This window comes from Streptococcus pseudopneumoniae (assembly GCF_001070815.1).
GTDB lineage: Bacteria > Bacillota > Bacilli > Lactobacillales > Streptococcaceae > Streptococcus > Streptococcus pseudopneumoniae_P.
The window spans coordinates 25,606-46,525 of the sequence record NZ_JVLX01000065.1; the positions used below are offsets into that span (position 1 = coordinate 25,606).

At 40.8% G+C, this 20,920-nt stretch carries 28 protein-coding genes; all 28 read left to right on the forward strand.

All coding sequences use genetic code 11. The features are described 5' to 3' along the window. The first annotated feature begins 29 nt into the window (after nt 1-29). The 28 genes from mgtA to rplE all read left to right on the forward strand — a co-directional run bounded on the left by mgtA (nt 30) and on the right by rplE (nt 20,904). Nucleotides 30-2,693: a magnesium-translocating P-type ATPase gene (gene mgtA, locus ADG81_RS08195; protein ID WP_049551439.1), complete on the forward strand. Its 2,664-nt coding sequence runs from the start codon at nt 30-32 to the stop codon at nt 2,691-2,693. Between the two features lie 135 nt (nt 2,694-2,828). After that, the gene (spx, locus tag ADG81_RS08205) at nt 2,829-3,227 is read left to right on the forward strand and encodes a transcriptional regulator Spx (RefSeq protein WP_000591165.1); all 399 of its coding nucleotides are present in this window, start codon (nt 2,829-2,831) and stop codon (nt 3,225-3,227) included. Between the two features lie 63 nt (nt 3,228-3,290). Beyond that, nucleotides 3,291-3,860, forward strand: coding sequence for an SP0191 family lipoprotein (locus ADG81_RS08210; protein WP_000725153.1), 570 nt, complete (start codon nt 3,291-3,293; stop codon nt 3,858-3,860). Nucleotides 3,861-3,946: 86 nt separating this feature from the next. Next, complete coding sequence (locus tag ADG81_RS08215; RefSeq protein WP_000507059.1) at nt 3,947-4,213, forward strand: IreB family regulatory phosphoprotein; 267 nt, start codon at nt 3,947-3,949, stop codon at nt 4,211-4,213. Nucleotides 4,214-4,216: 3 nt separating this feature from the next. After that, complete coding sequence (ruvX, locus tag ADG81_RS08220; protein ID WP_004239076.1) at nt 4,217-4,636, forward strand: Holliday junction resolvase RuvX; 420 nt, start codon at nt 4,217-4,219, stop codon at nt 4,634-4,636. Nucleotides 4,637-4,651: 15 nt separating this feature from the next. Continuing rightward, nucleotides 4,652-4,957 (forward strand): DUF1292 domain-containing protein, encoded by a 306-nt coding sequence (locus ADG81_RS08225; RefSeq protein WP_000017620.1) that lies wholly within the window; start codon nt 4,652-4,654, stop codon nt 4,955-4,957. Between the two features lie 206 nt (nt 4,958-5,163). Next, nucleotides 5,164-6,414, forward strand: a complete 1,251-nt coding sequence (locus ADG81_RS08230) for a folylpolyglutamate synthase/dihydrofolate synthase family protein (RefSeq protein WP_049551440.1) — start codon at nt 5,164-5,166, stop codon at nt 6,412-6,414. An 85-nt stretch (nt 6,415-6,499) separates the two neighbouring features. Further along, nucleotides 6,500-6,964 (forward strand): SP_0198 family lipoprotein, encoded by a 465-nt coding sequence (locus ADG81_RS08235; RefSeq protein ID WP_049551441.1) that lies wholly within the window; start codon nt 6,500-6,502, stop codon nt 6,962-6,964. Between the two features lie 254 nt (nt 6,965-7,218). Further along, nucleotides 7,219-8,751, forward strand: coding sequence for a cardiolipin synthase (cls, locus tag ADG81_RS08245; RefSeq protein ID WP_049502625.1), 1,533 nt, complete (start codon nt 7,219-7,221; stop codon nt 8,749-8,751). Between the two features lie 254 nt (nt 8,752-9,005). After that, nucleotides 9,006-10,556, forward strand: a complete 1,551-nt coding sequence (locus ADG81_RS08255) for a hypothetical protein (RefSeq protein WP_049551442.1) — start codon at nt 9,006-9,008, stop codon at nt 10,554-10,556. Nucleotides 10,557-10,675: 119 nt separating this feature from the next. Beyond that, nucleotides 10,676-12,883: an anaerobic ribonucleoside-triphosphate reductase gene (gene nrdD / locus ADG81_RS08260; protein WP_049546964.1), complete on the forward strand. Its 2,208-nt coding sequence runs from the start codon at nt 10,676-10,678 to the stop codon at nt 12,881-12,883. 11 nt (nt 12,884-12,894) lie between these two features. Continuing rightward, nucleotides 12,895-13,035, forward strand: a complete 141-nt coding sequence (locus ADG81_RS09940) for a hypothetical protein (protein WP_049546949.1) — start codon at nt 12,895-12,897, stop codon at nt 13,033-13,035. Nucleotides 13,036-13,078: 43 nt separating this feature from the next. After that, nucleotides 13,079-13,585, forward strand: a complete 507-nt coding sequence (locus ADG81_RS08270; protein ID WP_049551443.1) for a GNAT family N-acetyltransferase — start codon at nt 13,079-13,081, stop codon at nt 13,583-13,585. Then, nucleotides 13,578-14,168, forward strand: a complete 591-nt coding sequence (gene nrdG / locus ADG81_RS08275; protein WP_023946797.1) for an anaerobic ribonucleoside-triphosphate reductase activating protein — start codon at nt 13,578-13,580, stop codon at nt 14,166-14,168. Before ADG81_RS08270 ends, nrdG begins: the two co-directional genes overlap by 8 nt. Nucleotides 14,169-14,422: 254 nt before the next feature. Continuing rightward, nucleotides 14,423-14,731, forward strand: coding sequence for a 30S ribosomal protein S10 (gene rpsJ / locus ADG81_RS08285; protein ID WP_001284513.1), 309 nt, complete (start codon nt 14,423-14,425; stop codon nt 14,729-14,731). Nucleotides 14,732-14,813: 82 nt separating this feature from the next. Beyond that, complete coding sequence (gene rplC / locus ADG81_RS08290; RefSeq protein ID WP_000160197.1) at nt 14,814-15,440, forward strand: 50S ribosomal protein L3; 627 nt, start codon at nt 14,814-14,816, stop codon at nt 15,438-15,440. Between the two features lie 24 nt (nt 15,441-15,464). Beyond that, a complete protein-coding gene (rplD, locus tag ADG81_RS08295) occupies nt 15,465-16,088 on the forward strand; it encodes a 50S ribosomal protein L4 (protein WP_000024547.1) in 624 nt (207 codons plus the stop codon). After that, nucleotides 16,088-16,384, forward strand: a complete 297-nt coding sequence (locus ADG81_RS08300) for a 50S ribosomal protein L23 (protein ID WP_001055347.1) — start codon at nt 16,088-16,090, stop codon at nt 16,382-16,384. The genes rplD and ADG81_RS08300 overlap by 1 nt, the downstream gene beginning before the upstream one ends. A 17-nt stretch (nt 16,385-16,401) precedes the next feature. Next, the gene (rplB, locus tag ADG81_RS08305) at nt 16,402-17,235 is read left to right on the forward strand and encodes a 50S ribosomal protein L2 (RefSeq protein ID WP_049551444.1); all 834 of its coding nucleotides are present in this window, start codon (nt 16,402-16,404) and stop codon (nt 17,233-17,235) included. A 103-nt stretch (nt 17,236-17,338) separates the two neighbouring features. Continuing rightward, nucleotides 17,339-17,620, forward strand: a complete 282-nt coding sequence (gene rpsS / locus ADG81_RS08310; protein WP_000533766.1) for a 30S ribosomal protein S19 — start codon at nt 17,339-17,341, stop codon at nt 17,618-17,620. A gap of 11 nt (nt 17,621-17,631) precedes the next feature. After that, entirely contained in the window at nt 17,632-17,976 is a 345-nt protein-coding gene (gene rplV, locus ADG81_RS08315; protein WP_000818137.1) for a 50S ribosomal protein L22, read from the forward strand. A 12-nt stretch (nt 17,977-17,988) separates the two neighbouring features. After that, complete coding sequence (gene rpsC / locus ADG81_RS08320) at nt 17,989-18,642, forward strand: 30S ribosomal protein S3 (protein WP_000529936.1); 654 nt, start codon at nt 17,989-17,991, stop codon at nt 18,640-18,642. 3 nt (nt 18,643-18,645) lie between these two features. Next, complete coding sequence (gene rplP / locus ADG81_RS08325; RefSeq protein WP_000960946.1) at nt 18,646-19,059, forward strand: 50S ribosomal protein L16; 414 nt, start codon at nt 18,646-18,648, stop codon at nt 19,057-19,059. A 9-nt stretch (nt 19,060-19,068) separates the two neighbouring features. Then, nucleotides 19,069-19,275 (forward strand): 50S ribosomal protein L29, encoded by a 207-nt coding sequence (gene rpmC, locus ADG81_RS08330; RefSeq protein ID WP_000772918.1) that lies wholly within the window; start codon nt 19,069-19,071, stop codon nt 19,273-19,275. Nucleotides 19,276-19,299: 24 nt separating this feature from the next. Then, nucleotides 19,300-19,560, forward strand: coding sequence for a 30S ribosomal protein S17 (gene rpsQ, locus ADG81_RS08335; RefSeq protein ID WP_000440801.1), 261 nt, complete (start codon nt 19,300-19,302; stop codon nt 19,558-19,560). A gap of 25 nt (nt 19,561-19,585) precedes the next feature. Continuing rightward, nucleotides 19,586-19,954, forward strand: coding sequence for a 50S ribosomal protein L14 (gene rplN / locus ADG81_RS08340; protein WP_000616545.1), 369 nt, complete (start codon nt 19,586-19,588; stop codon nt 19,952-19,954). Nucleotides 19,955-20,032: 78 nt separating this feature from the next. Further along, nucleotides 20,033-20,338, forward strand: a complete 306-nt coding sequence (gene rplX, locus ADG81_RS08345) for a 50S ribosomal protein L24 (RefSeq protein ID WP_000497691.1) — start codon at nt 20,033-20,035, stop codon at nt 20,336-20,338. Nucleotides 20,339-20,361: 23 nt separating this feature from the next. Beyond that, on the forward strand, nt 20,362-20,904 hold the full coding sequence (rplE, locus tag ADG81_RS08350; protein ID WP_000013542.1) for a 50S ribosomal protein L5: 543 nt from the start codon (nt 20,362-20,364) through the stop codon (nt 20,902-20,904). Nucleotides 20,905-20,920 lie beyond the last annotated feature (16 nt).

A 20,920-nucleotide genomic window follows, 5' to 3' on the forward strand; every position in this document is an offset into this window, starting at 1 on the left:
CACATCATTCATACAGATAGGAGAAACCAATGAAAACTACAAAAGAAAGATTAGCAACAGCTATTCATACATCTTTAAACGAAACTCTATCTTTTTATAAGACAAGTCTAACAGGCTTGACTGGGGAGCAGCAGGTGGAGAAAAATCGTGACCTATATGGTGAAAATACCATCACAAAGGGTCAAGAAGACAGTATCCTCAAAAAAATTTACGAATCCATTATCAATCCTTTTACGATCATCTTACTGGTCATCGCCGTGATTTCCTTGGTGACCAATGTCTGGTTGGCAAAACCAGGTCAAGAGGATCCGACGACTTCTATTATCATCGTTGTCCTCGTCCTCATTTCTGGTGGCATACGCTTTGTCCAAGAACTCCGTAGTGATAAGGCTGCGACCAATCTATCAAAAATGATTGTCAACACAGCGACTGTCATTCGTCAAGGAGAAATCCAAGAAGTACCTATCGATGATTTGGTAGTGGGTGACGTGGTTAAATTAAGCGCTGGAGACATGATTCCAGCAGATCTTCTTTTATTTGAGTCGCGCGATTTCTTTGTACAACAGTCGGGCTTGACAGGTGAAAGTGAATCGGTTGAAAAATTGGCCTTGACCAAGGCAACAGTTCAACAATCTGATAGTCTGCTAGAAGCAGAAGCGCTCGCCTTTATGGGAACCAATGTCTTGTCTGGTAGTGCCAAGGCCGTGGTTTTAGCAGTTGGTGATGATACCATGATGGGAGCCATTGAGCAGACTTTGAACACCTATGACGAGCCTACTTCGTTTGAGCGGGAGATGAATAGTATTTCATGGCTCTTGATTCGTTTGATGTTGGTCATGGTGCCCATCGTTTTCTTGTCCAATGGTTTAACAGATGGAGATTGGTTAGAAGCTGGCGTATTTGCTTTGAGTGTTGGTGTTGGATTGACACCTGAGATGCTTCCTATGATTATCACGGCCAGTCTAGCAAAAGGCTCCATCATTATGGCCAAGGAAAAAGTGGTTATCAAGAAACTCAATGCCATACAGGACTTAGGGGCGATTGATATTTTGTGTACAGATAAGACAGGAACTCTAACCCAAGACGAAATTGTCCTTGAATATCCCTTGGACATCCACGGACGCTTGGATTTGACCGTCTTGAGACGAGCTTATCTCAATTCTTATTTTCAAACAGGCTTGAAAAATTTGATGGACAGAGCCATCATCAAACGGACTGAAAAGGAAGCCAAAGAACACGCCCTCTTGCAAAATCTGGCTCAAACTTTTCAAAAAATAGATGAGCTTCCCTTTGATTTTGAACGTAGACGGATGAGTGTTATCGTTAAGGATGAACACGAGGTTGTTAGTTTGGTAACCAAGGGTGCCCTAGAGGAAATGTTGACGATTTCCAGTTATGCGGAATACCAAGGAGTGATTACTCCATTGACAGATGCTATTAGAGAAGAAATATTAGCGGAAGTACGACAACTAAATCAACAAGGTTTGCGTGTCTTGGGAGTGGCCTATAAGTCAGGTTTGAGGGAAGGTCATACCTATACAGTTGATGATGAAGGGGATATGATTCTAACTGGTTATTTAGCCTTCCTAGATCCTCCTAAACCATCTGCAGCACCAGCAATTAAGGCTCTGTTAGAACATGGGGTTCAAACAAAGATTTTGACGGGAGACAACGAAAAAGTTACCCAAGCAGTCTGTGAAAAGGTTGGTTTGGATATCAATCAGATGCTGTTAGGATCTGAAATTGATCAGATGAGTAATCAAGAATTGGCTCAAGCCGTGGAGGAGGTAACAGTCTTTGCCAAACTTTCTCCTGACCAAAAAGCAAGGATTATTTTGCAATTTAAGGCTAATGGTCATGCTGTAGGCTATATGGGGGATGGAATCAATGATGCTCCTTCTATGAAAGTTGCAGATGTGGGGATTTCTGTTGATACAGCAGTAGATATTGCCAAAGAAACAGCTGATGTTATCCTACTTGATAAGGATCTCATGGTTCTGGAAAAAGGACTTGTTGAAGGGCGTAAGGTCTATGCCAATATGACTAAATATATCAAAATGACAGTGAGTTCTAATTTTGGGAATATCTTATCCCTATTAGTCTCTGGAATCTTTTTACCATTTTTACCAATGGCACCAGTCCATTTGATTATCCTAAATCTAGTCTATGATTTGTCTTGTATTGCCTTGCCTTTTGACAAGGTGGATAAAGATTTTTTGAGAAATCCGCATACCTGGGAAGCTAGGTCCATCACACGTTTCATGATTTGGATGGGACCTATCTCTTCTGCCTTTGATATTTTGACCTTTATTTTGCTTTATTTTATCATTGTACCCATGACAACAGGTCAAGCTTATGTTCATGGGGCAGAGTCTGCCGTAGAATTTATTGTCTTGTTTCAGACAGGTTGGTTTATCGAGTCCATGTGGTCACAGACCATGGTTATCCATATGCTGCGTTCAGCCAAAATTCCCTTTTTACAAAGTCGTCCAGCTTGGCTAGTCCTTGTGACAACCTTATTGGCTGCAGCCTTTGTGACCTTCCTTCCCTACAGTCCACTCGCAATCCTACTTCATTTAACTCCTTTAAAACCGATTTATTTCATCTTTTTACTTTTCATCATTATTTTGTATATGATTAGCGTGACAATTGTGAAAAAAATCTATATCAAGAAATATAAAGAATGGCTGTAAATTTCATTTTGTCAAGAAAAAAGTACGAAAATGACGAAAAAAGTCAAAAAAATTTAAAAATAGGTCGCAAGTCGGATGTTTTTTATGGTATAATAGACTAAACTGATAGTAACATGTAGCGAAAGGGGTAGGTACATGATTAAAATTTATACAGTCTCAAGTTGTACTAGCTGTAAAAAAGCAAAAACCTGGCTCAATGCCCACCAGTTAAGTTATAAAGAACAAAACCTTGGTAAAGAAGGAATTACGAGAGAAGAATTACTGGATATTCTAACCAAAACAGATAACGGAATAGCCAGCATCGTTTCATCTAAAAATCGCTATGCCAAAGCCCTTGGAGTGGATATTGAAGATTTGAGTGTCAACGAAGTCCTCAATCTGATTATGGAAACACCGAGAATTTTAAAGAGCCCAATCCTTGTAGATGAAAAACGCCTGCAAGTTGGCTATAAGGAAGATGATATTCGTGCCTTCCTACCACGCTCTGTCCGTAATGTAGAAAATGCAGAAGCACGTTTGCGTGCAGCTCTATAAACATCAAGGCTGGGAGCAACTCCCAGTCTTATTTTAATTTAAAAAAAAAGAAAGAAGAAAGAAATGAAAAAAATAGTTCTTGTTAGTCTAGCTTTCCTTTTTGTCCTGGTTGGTTGCGGACAGAAAAAAGAAACTGGAACAGCTACAAAAACAGAAAAGGATACGCTTCAGTCGGCATTGCCAGTTATTGAGAATGCTGAGAAGAATACAGTTGTGACCAAGACTTTGGTCTTGCCCAAGTCAGATGATGGTAGCCAGCAAACCCAAACCATTACATACAAGGACAAGACTTTTTTGAGCTTAACGATTCAACAAAAACGTCCAGTTTCAGATGAGTTGAAGACTTATATCGACCAACATGGAGTGGAAGAAACTCAAAAAGCTCTTCTCGAGGCAGAGGAGAAGGATGAGGCTATTATAGAAGCTCGTAAATTAGCAGGATTTAAGCTTGAAACTAAACTATTGAGTGCAACAGAACTTCAAACAACGACTAGTTTTGATTTTCAAGTTTTGGATGTCAAGAAGGCTTCTCAGTTAGAATATTTGAAGAACATTGGTTTAGAAAATCTCTTGAAAAATGAACCAAGCAAATATATTTCAGACAGATTGGCAAATGGTGCGACAGAACAATAGAAAATCCAAATAAATAGACTGCCTGAATTGTAGAACGTAAGGAATTATGCTATAATGGTACTATTCTAAGGAAAGAGGGTGTTAGAATGGGATTTACTGAAGAAACAGTACGTTTTAAATTGGACGATTCCAATAAAAAAGAAATTAGCGAAACTCTGACTGATGTTTATGCTTCGTTGAACGATAAGGGCTACAACCCAATCAACCAAATCGTAGGTTACGTATTGAGTGGAGACCCTGCCTACGTTCCTCGTTATAATAATGCACGAAATCAAATCCGTAAGTATGAGCGCGATGAAATCGTTGAAGAATTGGTCCGCTACTACCTTAAAGGACAAGGAGTCGATTTATAACCTATGAGAATTATGGGATTGGACGTCGGTTCAAAAACGGTAGGGGTGGCTATTAGCGATCCGCTTGGTTTTACAGCTCAAGGACTTGAAATCATCCAAATCAACGAGGAGCAAGGCCAATTTGGTTTTGACCGCGTTAAGGAGTTGGTTGATACTTACAAGGTGGAACGATTTGTAGTGGGCTTGCCTAAAAACATGAACAATACAAGCGGACCGCGCGTGGAAGCTAGTCAAGCCTACGGAGCAAAGTTAGAAGAGCTTTTTGGTTTACCAGTAGACTATCAGGATGAACGCTTGACAACAGTTGCCGCAGAGCGCATGTTGATTGAGCAAGCAGATATTAGCCGTAACAAGCGCAAGAAAGTCATTGATAAGTTAGCAGCTCAGCTGATTTTACAAAATTATTTAGATAGAAAATTTTAATACAAAGGAGAGGCTATGTCACACGATCATAACCACGACCACGAAGAACGTGAATTAATTACACTAGTAGATGAGCAAGGAAATGAAACCTTGTTTGAAATCCTTTTGACGATTGACGGAAAAGAAGAATTTGGTAAAAACTATGTTCTTCTAGTACCAGTTAACGCAGAAGAAGACGAAGACGGACAAGTTGAAATCCAAGCTTACTCATTCATCGAAAACGAAGATGGAACAGAAGGCGAATTGCAACCAATCCCAGAAGACTCAGAAGACGAATGGAATATGATTGAAGAAGTCTTCAACAGTTTTATGGAGGAGTAAAAACGTCCGGGGGACGTTTTTAGCCTGACGCTAAAAATAAAAACCGTCAGTAAATTCGGAGGATATTTTTACCCTAAGTTAATATTCATAGTAGCTAGTTATTAGCTAACCAGGTGAGAGGTCGGGACGAAAATCCTGGCCTCGTTTTTGTTAGTTATGAGACTTTATTGAGACAGTTGATTGAACCTGTAATTAAGGAGATGTATATGTTTGAAGTAGAAGAATGGCTCCATAGTCGGATTGGTTCGAATTTTCGATCAGGCTTGGGTCGAATGCAACAAGCGGTGGATTTGTTGGGGAATCCCGAGAAGTCTTATCCTATTATCCACGTAACAGGAACTAATGGAAAAGGTTCTACCATTGCTTTCATGAGGGAGTTATTTATGGGACATGGCAAAAAAGTTGCGACCTTTACCTCCCCTCATATCGTCTCTATCAATGACCGAATCTGCATTAATGGACAACCTATAGCTGATGCAGACTTCATCCGTTTGGCTAATCAGGTCAAGGAGATGGAGAAAACGCTTCTGCAAACCCATGATCAGTTGTCCTTTTTTGAATTGCTGACCTTGATTGCTTTTCTTTATTTTAGAGAGCAAGAGGTGGATTTGGTTTTATTAGAAGTGGGAATTGGCGGCTTACTTGACACGACTAATGTGGTAACTGGAGAGATTGCTGTCATCACTTCCATCGGACTTGATCATCAGGAGACTCTGGGTGACAGTATAGCAGCAATTGCAGAGCAGAAAGCTGGTATTTTTAAGGCTGGTAAAAAGGCAGTACTTGCGAAGTTGCCTTCAGAAGCTAGGCTTGTTTGTCAGAAAAAAGCAGAATCTTTAGCTGTTGACCTTTATCAGGCAGGTCAGGATTTTTCAATGCTGAATGGGGATTTTTCAAGCTCTTTGGCTAACCTTTCACAGTTGAAAATAGGCTTGGAAGGAGCTTATCAGCAGGAAAATGCGGCCTTGGCGCTACAAACGTTTCTTCTCTTTATGAGAGAAGGAAAGGAAGCTGTTGATGAACAGGTTGTAAGACAGGCTTTGGAGAAGACCCATTGGGCTGGGCGTTTGGAGCGTATTCGTCCTCAGATTTACTTGGACGGTGCTCATAACCTTCCTGCCTTGACTCGCTTGGTTGAGTTTATTAAAGAAAAAGAGCAGGAAGGTTATCGTCCTCAAATCCTATTTGGAGCCTTGAAACGGAAGGATTATCAAGGGATGTTGGCTTATCTGACTGAAAAATTGCCTCAGGTGGAACTCAAGGTGACGGGCTTTGACTATCAAGGTTCTTTGGATGAAACAGATGTAACAGGTTACGATATAGTTCCTTCTTATCGAGAATTTATTAGCGATTTTGAAGCAAGAGCAGATGCCCAGGATTTGTTGTTCGTTACAGGGTCTCTCTATTTTATCTCAGAAGTACGGGGCTATCTACTGGGGCATGAGCAGATAAATTGACCTCCTTTTTTGAACTTGTTATACTAGGGAAACTACTAGTTAGAAGGAATACTTCTGTAAATTGGTAGCAGAAAGGAAATTCGTCATGAAAGTAAAAACATTCACACTTTCTCTTGCTTCTCTAGCAAGTCTTAGTCTTTTAGTAGCTTGTTCACAAAGAGCTCAACAGGTTCAACAACCAGCAGCTCAATCGCAAACACAACAAACTCAGCAATCACAATCTGCTGCTTCATCTTCGGCAGAAAATTCAAACCAGTCAGCAACAAGTTCTTCACAAAATGCGCCTGAGGCTCAACCAACCAATATTGATGGAACTTATACTGGTCAGGACGAAGGAGACCGTATCACTTTAGTGGTAACTGGAACAACTGGTACATGGACACAGGTAGAAACTGACGGAGATCAAGAAATCAAGCAGGTTAGCTTCGATGCCGCTAATCAACGCATGATTATTGGGGATGATGTCAAGATTTATGCAATTAATGGCAATCAGATGATTATTGACGATAGGGATAGAGAAGCGTCTGATCGCATTGTTTTATCAAAATAGACTGGAAGGAGACTGGTTTTGTCAGTCTCTTTTGCTTTTACTCAGAAAAATGATTATAAATACTTGCCTTCTACCGAATACCTGCGTTATACTAGTATTAATTACCTGTTTTTAGCATTCATACTCTTCGAAAATCTCTTCAAACCACGTCAGCTTCCATCTGCAACCTCAAAACAGTGTTTTGAGCAACCTGCGACTAGCTTCCTAGTTTGCTCTTTGCTTTTCATTGAGTATCAAAATATCAAGGAGGGGATATGAAATATAGAAAATTTCAATTATTGATGTCCAAGTATGGCTTTAGTCTTTCGATTATGCTACTTGAACTTTGTCTTGTTTTTGGTTTCTTTCTCTATTTAGGGCGTATGGCCCCTATTCTATGGGTAATTGTCTTAATTTTTATGAGTATGGCGACTATCGTAGCGATTGTCAATCGCTCAATGGCGCCTGATAGTAAAGTGATGTGGTTAGTGGTGACTTTTGTTCCTGTCATTGGTCCCTTGCTCTATCTGATGTTTGGTGAAAGGCGATTGTCCAAAAAAGAAATCAAGCAGTTGGACAAACTTGGTTCTATGCATTTTCGGGAGGATAACAGTAAAGCTCTCCGCCAGAAATTGAAGGAAGATGATAAGGCGGCTTACGGAGTTATCAAATCTTTACTAAGTATGGATAGCAATGCCGATGTCTATGATCGAACAGATTCACAATTCTTTTCTTCGGGTGAGAGCATGTGGCAACATATGCTAGAAGACCTCAAGAAAGCTGAGAAATTTATCTTTCTAGAGTACTATATTGTCGAAGAAGGTTTGATGTGGAATAGCATACTAGATATATTAGAGCAAAAGGCAGCTCAGGGTGTAGAGATCAAGATGCTCTATGATGATATCGGCTGTATGGCGACTTTACCCGGAGACTACACTATTCAGCTTCGTAGTCGAGGAATTGAAGCCCATAAGTTTAACAAGGTGATTCCTCGTTTGACGGTGGCTTACAACAATCGGGACCATCGTAAAATCCTTGTCATAGATGGTCAGGTAGCTTATACAGGAGGCATTAACTTAGCCGATGAGTACATCAATCATGTAGAACGTTTTGGCTATTGGAAGGATAGTGGGATTCGCATAGATGGCCCTGGTGTCAAGGCTCTAACCCGTCTTTTTTTGATGACTTGGTACATCAATCGTGGGGAAATCAGCGATTTTGACCAGTATCACCTGGAAAATCAGCCTTGTTCTGGCCAAGGGCTCTGCATTCCTTACGGTAGTGGACCCAAGCCCATCTTCCGTACTCAAGTAGGGAAAAAAGTTTATCAAAGTTTGATTAATCAGGCTACTGATTCAGTCTATATCACAACACCCTATTTGATTATTGACTATGATTTAACTGAGAGTATTAAAAATGCAGCCATGAGGGGTGTTGATGTCCGCATCGTGACTCCTTTCATTCCGGATAAAAAATTAATCCAGCTCATAACAAGAGGAGCCTATCCGGATCTTTTGTCAGCAGGAGTCAGGATTTTTGAGTATAGTCCAGGCTTTATCCACAGTAAACAAATCCTAGTGGACAAGGACTTTGCTGCAGTTGGAACGATTAATTTAGATTATAGAAGTTTGCTTCATCACTATGAAGATGCAGTTTTGCTATATAAAACGGCATCAATCACAGAGATTCAAAAAGATTTTCAGGAGATTTTTTCAGTATCTCAAGAAATTTTCCCTCATACGATAAAAAATAGCTGGTATCAAAAATTGATTAAGGAAATTGCCCAGTTATTTGCCCCAATCTTATAAGAAATCTAGGACTTAGGACACAACCCAGTCCTATTTTTCTTGCCTTTTACGAATAGAAAGATAGAGGGGGAATGATGCTGACTCAGAAAGAATTGGATTATATCATGTCATTTAAACAGACGCATTTACACCGATTTCGGGAAATTGAAACCTTTGTGAAACTATGCAAAAAATCACTCAAACAGCCATCGCAAGCTGACAATTTTAGGTCTTTTTGATATACTAAGACAGATAAATTGAATAGGAGAAACGACATGGCTGTATATGGCAGAATCGAAGAAGTATCCGAAACGATACAGAGTAATGAAATTGAAAATAGATTGGATAGGAACCTTGAATCTCATGTAGAAAAAGAAGAACAGGTAGCTTTCCCGTTTTTCAGACTCATCATTGGAAGTACGATTGCAACGTTTTTTTCTGTGGTGATACCTTTACTTTTAGATATGGTAAGTCCCTCTCAGGCGCAGGATTTGTATATAGGGTGGGCTTGGCATCAGGGAGGACAGCTCTACAGTAGCTATTATGCTAGTCACGGTCTTATTTATTACTTGCTACTTTACATCACCCAAGGAGGCATTCTTTTTGCCTTGGTAGAATGGCTAGCCCTCTTAGGAGGAGGTTATTTCCTCTTTTCTTCAACTGACTATCTGACGGGACAAAGGGAACAAGCCAAGCAACTCTTAACCATATTTTATATTTTGGTATCCGGTCTCGGTTTTGGAGGAGGATATGCTACGATTTTAGCTTTGCCATTTCTGTTTGCAGGATTTTCGTTCATAGCAGCTTATCTATCAAATCCTAACCATGACAAGGGATTTCTACGTCTGGGGATTTTCTTGGCCCTATCATTTTTCATAGAGCCTCTTACAAGTCTTTTCTTTATTGCAGTAGTAACGATTGGTTTATTTGTCTTTAATGTTGGGCATGGCCGCCTTGCTCATGGAGTTTATCAGTTTTTTGCAGCAGCACTTGGCTTTTCTCTCATCTTTTACCCAGTAGGATATTATGTTCTTGCTTCAGGTGGTTTTGGAGAGGCTCTAGGGAGTCTTTTATATCCGATTGATTCCCTTCAGGTCTTGAATCCTCAACTAATGGATAATGTTGTATTCTATGGTTTGTTGACCTTTGGTTTAGGAGCTCTCTTCCTTGTTTTTCTAGGATTGTTCCAATCAAAGGCATCAAGATTATATGTTATTTCAGTACCAGCTAGTTTTACTTTCTTATTTGTATTAGCCTTGTTGCTTTTTTCTCAAGAACCTCTTCACGGTTCGCGTTTGATTCTAATCCTTCCATTTTTACTCCTTCTTTTGATGACCAGTATTCGTGGGAAACATTCAGCTAGAGGAGCTCGTCGTCGGAGAAGAGAGGAAGTTCCTACTCTATGGAAAAAATTCATGAAAGGGAATCTCTACTTACCGATCCTAGTGGTGGTTTATCTGATTGCAATTCCTTTTGTAGCTCGTTTTGTCTTGCATCCAGCTTCTTATAGAGAACAACATCAAGTGGTAGATAGAGTCAAACAAGAGACGAGTGATGGTGACCAAATCTATATTTGGGATTCACATGTTCAGATGTATAAAGAAAGCCAGCGTTTGGCTGGATCCATGTTCCCATCACCTCTTCTTTACACGAGTACAGAAGAGAATAAAACTAGTTTAATCAATGACTTGAAAGAAAACCAACCTAAGGTGATTGTGGTGAATGATAAGGTAGCAGTCTGGTCTGAAGTGGAAACAATTTTGAAAGAAAATTACCAACAAGTAAAGACTGATTACTCAGAGTTTAAAGTCTATAAAATTAAATAACAAAATCAATATCTTGTGTATTTTTAAAAATTTTAGGATTTTTAACACAAGATATTGATTTTTCTTTTTAGAGTGGTATAATACTTTTTAGAAAGAACATTTTAGAAAAGAGCATGCATATGATTGCACTAGAAGAAAAAATTACAATTTTGCCAACTCTCTTCGTTGAAAAACGAGATGGGAGACGTGTTGTATTTGATGTGGACAAGATTGACAAGGCTCTCCACAAGGCGGCTGACAAGGTTATGGATGTGACACCCCTGGTCGAAAAACGCCTCAATGCTCTGACCGAGCGAATTGTCACAGAAATTCATAGTCGCTTTCCACAGGGGGTTAAGATTTACGAAATTCAAAATATCGTAGAACATGAACTCCTTGAAGCCAAAGAATATGCGCTAGCTGAGGAGTATATTACTTATCGGACACAAAGGGATTTTGAGCGTTCAAAAGCGACAGATATCAACTTTAGCATCCATAAACTTCTCAACAAAGACCAGGCCGTTGTCAATGAAAATGCTAATAAAGACAGCGATGTCTTTAACACCCAGCGTGATTTGACGGCGGGGATTGTTGGGAAATCAATCGGACTGCAAATGCTCCCTAAGCACGTAGCCAATGCCCACCAAAAGGGGGATATCCACTATCATGATTTGGATTATAGCCCCTACACACCTATGACTAACTGCTGTTTGATTGATTTTAAAGGTATGTTGGAGAATGGCTTTAAGATTGGAAATGCAGAGGTAGAAAGTCCCAAGTCTATCCAGACTGCGACAGCTCAGATTTCTCAAATTATCGCCAACGTTGCTTCTAGCCAGTACGGTGGCTGTTCAGCTGACCGTATCGATGAAGTTTTGGCGCCTTATGCAGAGAAGAATTACCAAAAACACCTCAAGGATGCGGAAGAATGGGTCTTACCTGACAAACGGGAAGATTACGCTTGGAAGAAAACCCAAAAAGATATCTATGATGCCATGCAATCTCTCGAGTATGAAATCAATACTCTCTTCACTTCAAATGGGCAAACACCTTTTACTTCACTAGGTTTTGGTCTGGGAACCAATCGTTTTGAGCGTGAAATTCAAAAAGCTATCTTGAACATCCGAATCAAGGGACTTGGTTCAGAACACCGCACAGCTATCTTCCCTAAACTTATCTTCACGCTTAAAAGAGGACTCAACTTAGAAGAAGGGACTCCCAACTACGACATTAAGCAGTTGGCTCTTGAGTGTGCAACCAAGCGGATGTACCCAGATGTCTTGTCTTATGATAAGATTATCGAATTGACAGGTTCCTTCAAGGTTCCGATGGGATGTCGTTCATTCCTTCAAGGATGGAAGGATGAAAATGGAGTTGAAGTTAACTCTGGCCGTATGAATCTAGGGGTGGTGACGGTCAATCTTCCTCGTATTGCCCTTGAGTCTGAAGGTGATATGAATAAGTTCTGGGAAATCTTTAACGAGCGGATGAACATTGCAGAAGATGCTCTAGTTTATCGTGTCGAACGGACCAAGGAAGCAACACCAGCAAATGCTCCTATCCTTTATCAATACGGTGCTTTTGGTCATCGTCTAGGTAAAGAAGAAAGCGTTGACCAGCTCTTTAAGAATCGTCGTGCGACAGTTTCACTAGGCTATATCGGTTTGTACGAAGTAGCGACAGTTTTCTTTGGTAACAGCTGGGAAAGTAATCCAGATGCTAAGGAATTCACGCTAGACATCATTCGCGATATGAAACGCCGTGTAGAAGAGTGGTCAGATCAATATGGCTATCATTTCTCTATCTACTCAACACCATCTGAAAGTTTGACAGACCGTTTTTGTCGACTAGATACAGACAAGTTTGGCTCTATTCCTGATATTACAGATAAGGAATACTACACCAACTCTTTCCACTACGATGTTCGTAAAAATCCAACACCGTTTGAAAAATTGGATTTTGAGAAAGTCTATCCAGAAGCAGGTGCGTCGGGTGGTTTCATCCATTATTGTGAGTATCCAGTCCTTCAGCAAAATCCAAAGGCCTTGGAAGCTGTCTGGGACTATGCCTATGACCGTGTGGGCTATCTTGGGACCAATACACCAATTGACCGTTGCTACAAGTGTGACTTTGAAGGGGATTTTGAACCAACTGAGAGAGGATTTGCTTGTCCTAACTGTGGCAATAGCGACCCTAAAACAGTAGACGTTGTTAAACGGACTTGTGGCTATTTAGGTAATCCTCAAGCGAGACCGATGGTCAATGGGCGTCACAAGGAAATCGCAGCGCGTGTCAAACACATGAATGGTTCAACGATTAAAATAGCTGGCCATCAAGTAACAAATTAGAAAGAACTGAAATGGGAAAATATCAATTAGATGATAAGGGACGTGCACAAGTGACCCGTTATCACGAGAAACACTCTAAAGGTGGAGCTGGTAAGAAAGAACACTTGCTCAACCTCAGAGAACAATTTTTAAATAAGAATAAGAAGAAATAAAAGTGAGAGTCAGCTCTCGCTTTTCTCTTAGTGGGAGGTAAGGATGGAATTACGCAGACCAAGTTTAGCAGATAAAGAAACAGTTTTAGAGATGATGGAAGAGTTTGAAAAATATCAGTCGCCTCACGACGGTGGTTTCTGGGATACAGAGAACTTTGTGTATGAAGAATGGTTGGAAACAAATAAGCAAAAAGAAATGGGAATAAACTTGCCTGAAAATCGTGTTCCTTCTATTCAATTTGTATCATTTGATGATGTAGGTCCTGCTCTAGGATTTTTGAATCTGCGATTGAGACTGAATGAGGGTTTATTGAATTATGCTGGCCACATTGGCTACTCCATTCGTCCATCAGAAAGAGGCAAAGGTTATGCTAAAGAGACTCTCCGTCAGGGCTTGCAAGTTGCTAAGGAAAAGAACATCAAGAGAACTCTTGTGACCTGTAGCGTGAATAATCCTGCTAGCAGAGCAGTCATTCTAGCAAATGGTGGGCTCCTTGAAGATGTTCGTAATGGAGTTGAGCGTTATTGGATAGAGGTAGCGAATGAATAATCCAAAACCACAAGAATGGAAAAGCGAGGATCTCAGTCAAGGGCGTATTATTGATTACAAGGCCTTCAACTTTGTAGATGGAGAGGGTGTGCGTAACTCTCTCTATGTATCAGGCTGTATGTTTCACTGCGAGGGTTGTTATAATGTTGCCACTTGGTCTTTCAATGCAGGAATTCCCTACACAGCAGAATTAGAAGAACAGATTATGGCAGACCTTGCCCAACCCTATGTTCAGGGATTGACCTTGCTGGGAGGGGAGCCTTTTCTCAATACTGGCATTCTTTTGCCACTCGTGAAGCGTATTCGGAAGGAATTGCCAGACAAGGACATCTGGTCTTGGACGGGCTATACATGGGAAGAAATGATGTTGGAAACTCCAGATAAACTGGAACTCTTATCATTGATTGACATTCTTGTCGATGGACGATACGACCGAACTAAGAGAAATCTCATGCTCCAGTTTCGAGGCTCGTCCAATCAACGAATTATCGATGTGCAAAAATCTCTCAAAAGTGGGCAAGTAGTGATTTGGGACAAACTCAATGATGGAAAAGAAAGCTATGAACAGGTGAAGAGAGATTAACTTTCTTCTATAAAAATAGTTAAATAAATGACCTATAAAAAAAGAAAACAGTTTCATTGTAAAAAAACAAAAAAACAGCAACAAATCCCTTGCAATCGCAGGGGCTTTGTGTTATTCTATTATGGTGCTGTAAATTACAGCCTTAGCTTTGATGCAAGAGGTTGCGACACGCTCGGTTGCATTGCCACGCAACACCGCGTCGGTTTTCTTGTGGAGCTAGCCTATTATCTTAAATAGACGAAAAGGAGAAAAAGATGGCAAACAAAAAAATCCGTATCCGTTTGAAAGCTTACGAACACCGTACGCTTGACACAGCGGCTGCAAAAATCGTAGAATCAGCTACTCGTACAGGTGCACAAGTTGCGGGTCCAATCCCACTTCCAACTGAACGTAGCCTCTACACAATCATTCGTGCGACTCACAAATACAAAGACTCTCGCGAACAATTTGAAATGCGTACACACAAACGTTTGATTGATATCGTTAACCCAACTCAAAAAACAGTTGATGCGTTGATGAAATTGGATCTTCCAAGTGGTGTAAACGTAGAAATCAAACTTTAATCTAAAGCTTGATACCTTGAGCATAAAAAACGCTCGTTAAAAACTTTTTGAATAAAAAATATAGAAAAGGAACTATTTTCTCATGACAAAAGGAATCTTAGGGAAAAAAGTGGGAATGACTCAAATCTTCACTGAAGCTGGCGAATTGATCCCTGTAACAGTTATTGAAGCAACTCCAAACGTTGTTCTTCAAGTTAAAACTGTTGAAACAGACGGATACAACGCTATCCAAGTTGGTTTCGATGACAAACGCGAAGTATTGAGCAACAAACCTGCTAAAGGACATGTAGCGAAAGCTAACACGGCTCCTAAGCGCTTCATTCGTGAATTCAAAAACGTTGAAGGCTTGGAAGTTGGTGCTGAAATCACAGTTGAAACATTCGCAGCTGGAGATGTTGTTGACGTAACTGGTACTTCTAAAGGTAAAGGTTTCCAAGGTGTTATCAAGCGCCACGGACAATCACGTGGACCAATGGCTCACGGTTCTCGTTACCACCGTCGTCCAGGTTCTATGGGACCTGTTGCACCTAACCGCGTATTCAAAGGTAAAAACCTTGCAGGACGTATGGGTGGCGACCGTGTAACAATTCAAAACCTTGAAGTTGTACAAGTTGTTCCAGAAAAGAACGTTATCCTTATCAAAGGTAACGTACCAGGTGCTAAGAAATCTCTTATCACTATCAAATCAGCAGTTAAAGCTGGTAAATAATAAGGAAAGGGGAATACAGTCAAAATGGCAAATGTAACATTATTCGACCAAACTGGTAAACAAGCGGGCGAAGTTGTTCTTAACGATGCAATCTTTGGTATCGAACCAAATGAATCTGTTGTGTTTGATGTGATCATCAGCCAACGTGCTAGCCTTCGTCAAGGAACTCACGCAGTTAAAAACCGCTCAGCTGTTTCAGGTGGCGGACGCAAACCATGGCGTCAAAAAGGAACTGGACGTGCTCGTCAAGGTTCTATCCGCTCTCCACAATGGCGTGGTGGTGGAATCGTCTTCGGACCAACTCCACGTAGCTATGCGTACAAACTTCCTCAAAAAGTTCGTCGCCTTGCGCTTAAATCTGTTTACTCAGAAAAAGTTGCTGAAAATAAATTTGTAGCCGTTGATTCTCTTGAATTTACAGCTCCAAAAACTGCTGAATTTGCAAAAGTTCTTGCAGCTTTGAGCATCGATTCTAAAGTCCTTGTTATTCTTGAAGAAGGAAACGAATTCGCAGCTCTCTCAGCTCGTAACCTTCCAAACGTGAAAGTTGCGACTGCTACAACTGCAAGTGTTCTTGACATCGCAAATAGTGACAAACTTCTTGTTACTCAAGCAGCTATCTCTAAAATCGAGGAGGTTCTTGCATAATGAATTTGTATGATGTTATCAAAAAACCTGTAATCACTGAAAGCTCAATGGCTCAACTTGAAGCAGGAAAATATGTATTTGAAGTTGATACTCGTGCACACAAACTTTTGATTAAGCAAGCTGTTGAAGCTGCTTTCGAAGGTGTTAAAGTTGCAAATGTTAACACAATCAACGTAAAACCAAAAGCTAAACGTGTTGGACGTTACACTGGTTTTACTAACAAAACTAAAAAAGCTATCATCACACTTACAGCTGATTCAAAAGCAATCGAGTTGTTTGCTGCTGAAGCTGAATAATCTAAGGAGGAAATATCGTGGGAATTCGTGTTTATAAACCAACAACAAACGGTCGCCGTAATATGACTTCTTTGGATTTCGCTGAAATCACAACAAGCACTCCTGAAAAATCATTGCTTGTTACATTGAAGAGCAAGGCTGGTCGTAACAACAACGGTCGTATCACAGTTCGTCACCAAGGTGGTGGACACAAACGTTTCTACCGTTTGGTTGACTTCAAACGTAACAAAGACAACGTTGAAGCAGTTGTTAAAACAATTGAGTACGATCCAAACCGTTCTGCAAACATCGCTCTTGTACACTACACTGACGGTGTGAAAGCGTACATCATCGCTCCAAAAGGTCTTGAAGTTGGTCAACGTATCGTTTCAGGTCCAGAAGCAGATATCAAAGTCGGAAACGCTCTTCCACTTGCTAACATTCCAGTTGGTACTTTGATCCACAACATCGAGTTGAAACCAGGTCGTGGTGGTGAATTGGTACGTGCTGCTGGAGCATCTGCTCAAGTATTGGGTTCTGAAGGTAAATACGTTCTTGTTCGTCTTCAATCAGGTGAAGTTCGTATGATTCTTGGAACTTGTCGTGCTACAGTTGGTGTTGTCGGAAACGAACAACATGGACTTGTAAACCTTGGTAAAGCAGGACGTAGCCGTTGGAAAGGTATCCGCCCAACAGTTCGTGGTTCTGTAATGAACCCTAACGATCACCCACACGGTGGTGGTGAAGGTAAAGCACCAGTTGGTCGTAAAGCACCATCTACTCCATGGGGCAAACCTGCTCTTGGTCTTAAAACTCGTAACAAGAAAGCGAAATCTGACAAACTTATCGTTCGTCGTCGCAACGAGAAATAATATTAAACTAGTCGCTTAAGCAACTAGTAAATCCGCCAGCTCGGTAGCGCTGCTTGTGAGCGCAAGCCGCTGTGGTACAACATTTAAAGGAGAAAATATAAAAATGGGACGCAGTCTTAAAAAAGGACCTTTCGTCGATGAGCATTTGATGAAAAAAGTTGAAGCTCAAGCTAACGACGAAAAGAAAAAAGTTATTAAAACTTGGTCACGTCGTTCAACGATCTTCCCAAGTTTCATTGGTTACACTATTGCAGTTTATGACGGACGTAAACACGTACCTGTTTACATTCAAGAAGACATGGTAGGTCACAAACTTGGTGAATTTGCACCAACTCGTACTTACAAAGGTCACGCTGCAGACGACAAGAAAACACGTAGAAAATAAGGAGAACATAAATGGCAGAAATTACTTCAGCTAAAGCAATGGCTCGTACAGTACGTGTTTCACCTCGTAAATCACGTCTTGTTCTTGATAACATCCGTGGTAAAAGCGTAGCCGATGCAATCGCAATCTTGACATTCACTCCAAACAAAGCTGCTGAAATCATCTTGAAAGTTTTGAACTCAGCTGTAGCTAACGCTGAAAACAACTTTGGTTTGGATAAAGCTAACTTGGTAGTATCTGAAGCATTCGCAAACGAAGGACCAACTATGAAACGTTTCCGTCCACGTGCGAAAGGTTCAGCTTCACCAATCAACAAACGTACAGCTCACATCACTGTAGCTGTTGCAGAAAAATAAGGAGGTAAAATCGTGGGTCAAAAAGTACATCCAATTGGTATGCGTGTCGGCATCATCCGTGATTGGGATGCCAAATGGTATGCTGAAAAAGAATACGCGGATTACCTTCATGAAGATCTTGCAATCCGTAAATTCGTTCAAAAAGAACTTGCTGACGCAGCAGTTTCAACTATCGAAATCGAACGCGCAGTAAACAAAGTTAACGTTTCACTTCACACTGCTAAACCAGGTATGGTTATCGGTAAAGGTGGTGCTAACGTTGATGCACTCCGTGCGAAACTTAACAAATTGACTGGAAAACAAGTACACATCAACATCATCGAAATCAAACAACCTGATTTGGATGCTCACCTTGTAGGTGAAGGAATTGCTCGTCAATTGGAGCAACGTGTTGCTTTCCGTCGTGCACAAAAACAAGCAATCCAACGTGCAATGCGTGCTGGAGCTAAAGGAATCAAAACTCAAGTATCAGGTCGTTTGAACGGTGCAGATATCGCCCGTGCTGAAGGATACTCTGAAGGAACTGTTCCACTTCACACACTTCGTGCAGATATCGATTACGCTTGGGAAGAAGCAGATACTACATACGGTAAACTTGGTGTTAAAGTATGGATCTACCGTGGTGAAGTTCTTCCAGCTCGCAAAAACACTAAAGGAGGTAAATAACCAATGTTAGTACCTAAACGTGTTAAACACCGTCGTGAATTCCGTGGAAAAATGCGCGGTGAAGCAAAAGGTGGAAAAGAAGTAGCATTCGGTGAATACGGTCTTCAAGCTACAACTAGCCACTGGATCACTAACCGCCAAATCGAAGCTGCTCGTATCGCCATGACTCGTTACATGAAACGTGGTGGTAAAGTTTGGATTAAAATCTTCCCACACAAATCATACACTGCTAAAGCTATCGGTGTGCGTATGGGATCTGGTAAAGGGGCACCTGAAGGTTGGGTAGCACCAGTTAAACGTGGTAAAGTGATGTTCGAAATCGCTGGTGTATCTGAAGAGATCGCTCGCGAAGCGCTTCGTCTTGCTAGCCACAAATTGCCAGTTAAATGTAAATTCGTAAAACGTGAAGCAGAATAAGGAGAAGGCATGAAACTTAATGAAGTAAAAGAATTTGTTAAAGAACTTCGTGGTCTTTCTCAAGAAGAACTCGCGAAGCGCGAAAACGAATTGAAAAAAGAATTGTTTGAACTTCGTTTCCAAGCTGCTACTGGTCAATTGGAACAAACAGCTCGCTTGAAAGAAGTTAAAAAACAAATCGCTCGTATCAAAACAGTTCAATCTGAAGCGAAATAATAGACTAGGGAAGGAGAAATTTCAATGGAACGCAATAATCGTAAAGTTCTTGTTGGACGTGTTGTATCTGACAAAATGGACAAGACAATCACAGTTGTAGTTGAAACAAAACGTAACCACCCAGTCTATGGTAAACGTATTAACTACTCTAAAAAATACAAAGCTCATGATGAAAACAATGTTGCCAAAGAAGGCGATATCGTACGTATCATGGAAACTCGCCCGCTTTCAGCTACAAAACGTTTCCGTCTTGTAGAAGTTGTTGAAGAAGCGGTCATCATCTAATCAAACCTGAAAGGAGAAAACTGAAATGATTCAAACAGAAACTCGTTTGAAAGTCGCAGACAACAGCGGTGCTCGCGAAATCTTGACTATCAAAGTTCTTGGTGGTTCAGGACGTAAATTTGCAAACATCGGTGATGTTATCGTGGCATCTGTAAAACAAGCTACTCCTGGTGGTGCGGTTAAAAAAGGTGACGTTGTTAAAGCAGTTATCGTTCGTACTAAATCAGGTGCTCGTCGTGCTGATGGTTCATACATCAAATTTGACGAAAACGCAGCAGTTATCATCCGTGAAGACAAAACTCCTCGCGGAACACGTATCTTTGGCCCAGTTGCACGTGAATTGCGTGAAGGTGGCTTCATGAAGATCGTGTCACTTGCTCCAGAAGTACTTTAATTTTTAGAAACAAACTAGTCCCCTGGATTTACCTCCAGGGTGCCCTTATGGGCGTAAGAAAAATCAAGGAGAAACCTAATGTTTGTAAAAAAAGGCGACAAAGTTCGCGTAATCGCTGGTAAAGATAAGGGAACAGAAGCTGTTGTCCTTACTGCCCTTCCAAAAGTAAACAAAGTTATCGTTGAAGGTGTTAACATCGTTAAGAAACACCAACGTCCAACTAACGAACTTCCTCAAGGTGGTATCATCGAGAAAGAAGCAGCTATCCACGTATCAAACGTTCAAGTTTTGGACAAAAATGGTGTAGCTGGTCGTGTTGGTTACAAATTTGTAGACGGTAAAAAAGTTCGCTACAACAAAAAATCAGGCGAAGTGCTTGATTAATCACGAAGGAAAGGAGAAGTATAATGGCAAATCGTTTAAAAGAAAAATATCTTAATGAAGTAGTTCCTGCTTTGACAGAACAATTCAACTACTCATCAGTGATGGCTGTGCCTAAAGTAGATAAGATCGTTTTGAACATGGGTGTTGGTGAAGCTGTATCAAACGCTAAAAGCCTTGAAAAAGCTGCTGAAGAATTGGCACTTATCTCAGGTCAAAAACCACTTATCACTAAAGCTAAAAAATCAATCGCCGGCTTCCGTCTTCGTGAAGGTGTTGCGATCGGTGCAAAAGTTACCCTTCGTGGTGAACGTATGTACGAATTCTTGGATAAATTGGTTTCAGTTTCACTTCCACGTGTACGTGACTTCCACGGTGTTCCAACAAAATCATTTGATGGACGCGGAAACTACACACTTGGTGTGAAAGAACAATTGATTTTCCCAGAAATCAACTTCGATGACGTTGACAAAACTCGTGGTCTTGACATCGTTATCGTAACAACTGCTAACACTGACGAAGAGTCACGTGCATTGCTTACAGGCCTTGGAATGCCTTTTGCAAAATAATATAGGAGGTAAATCT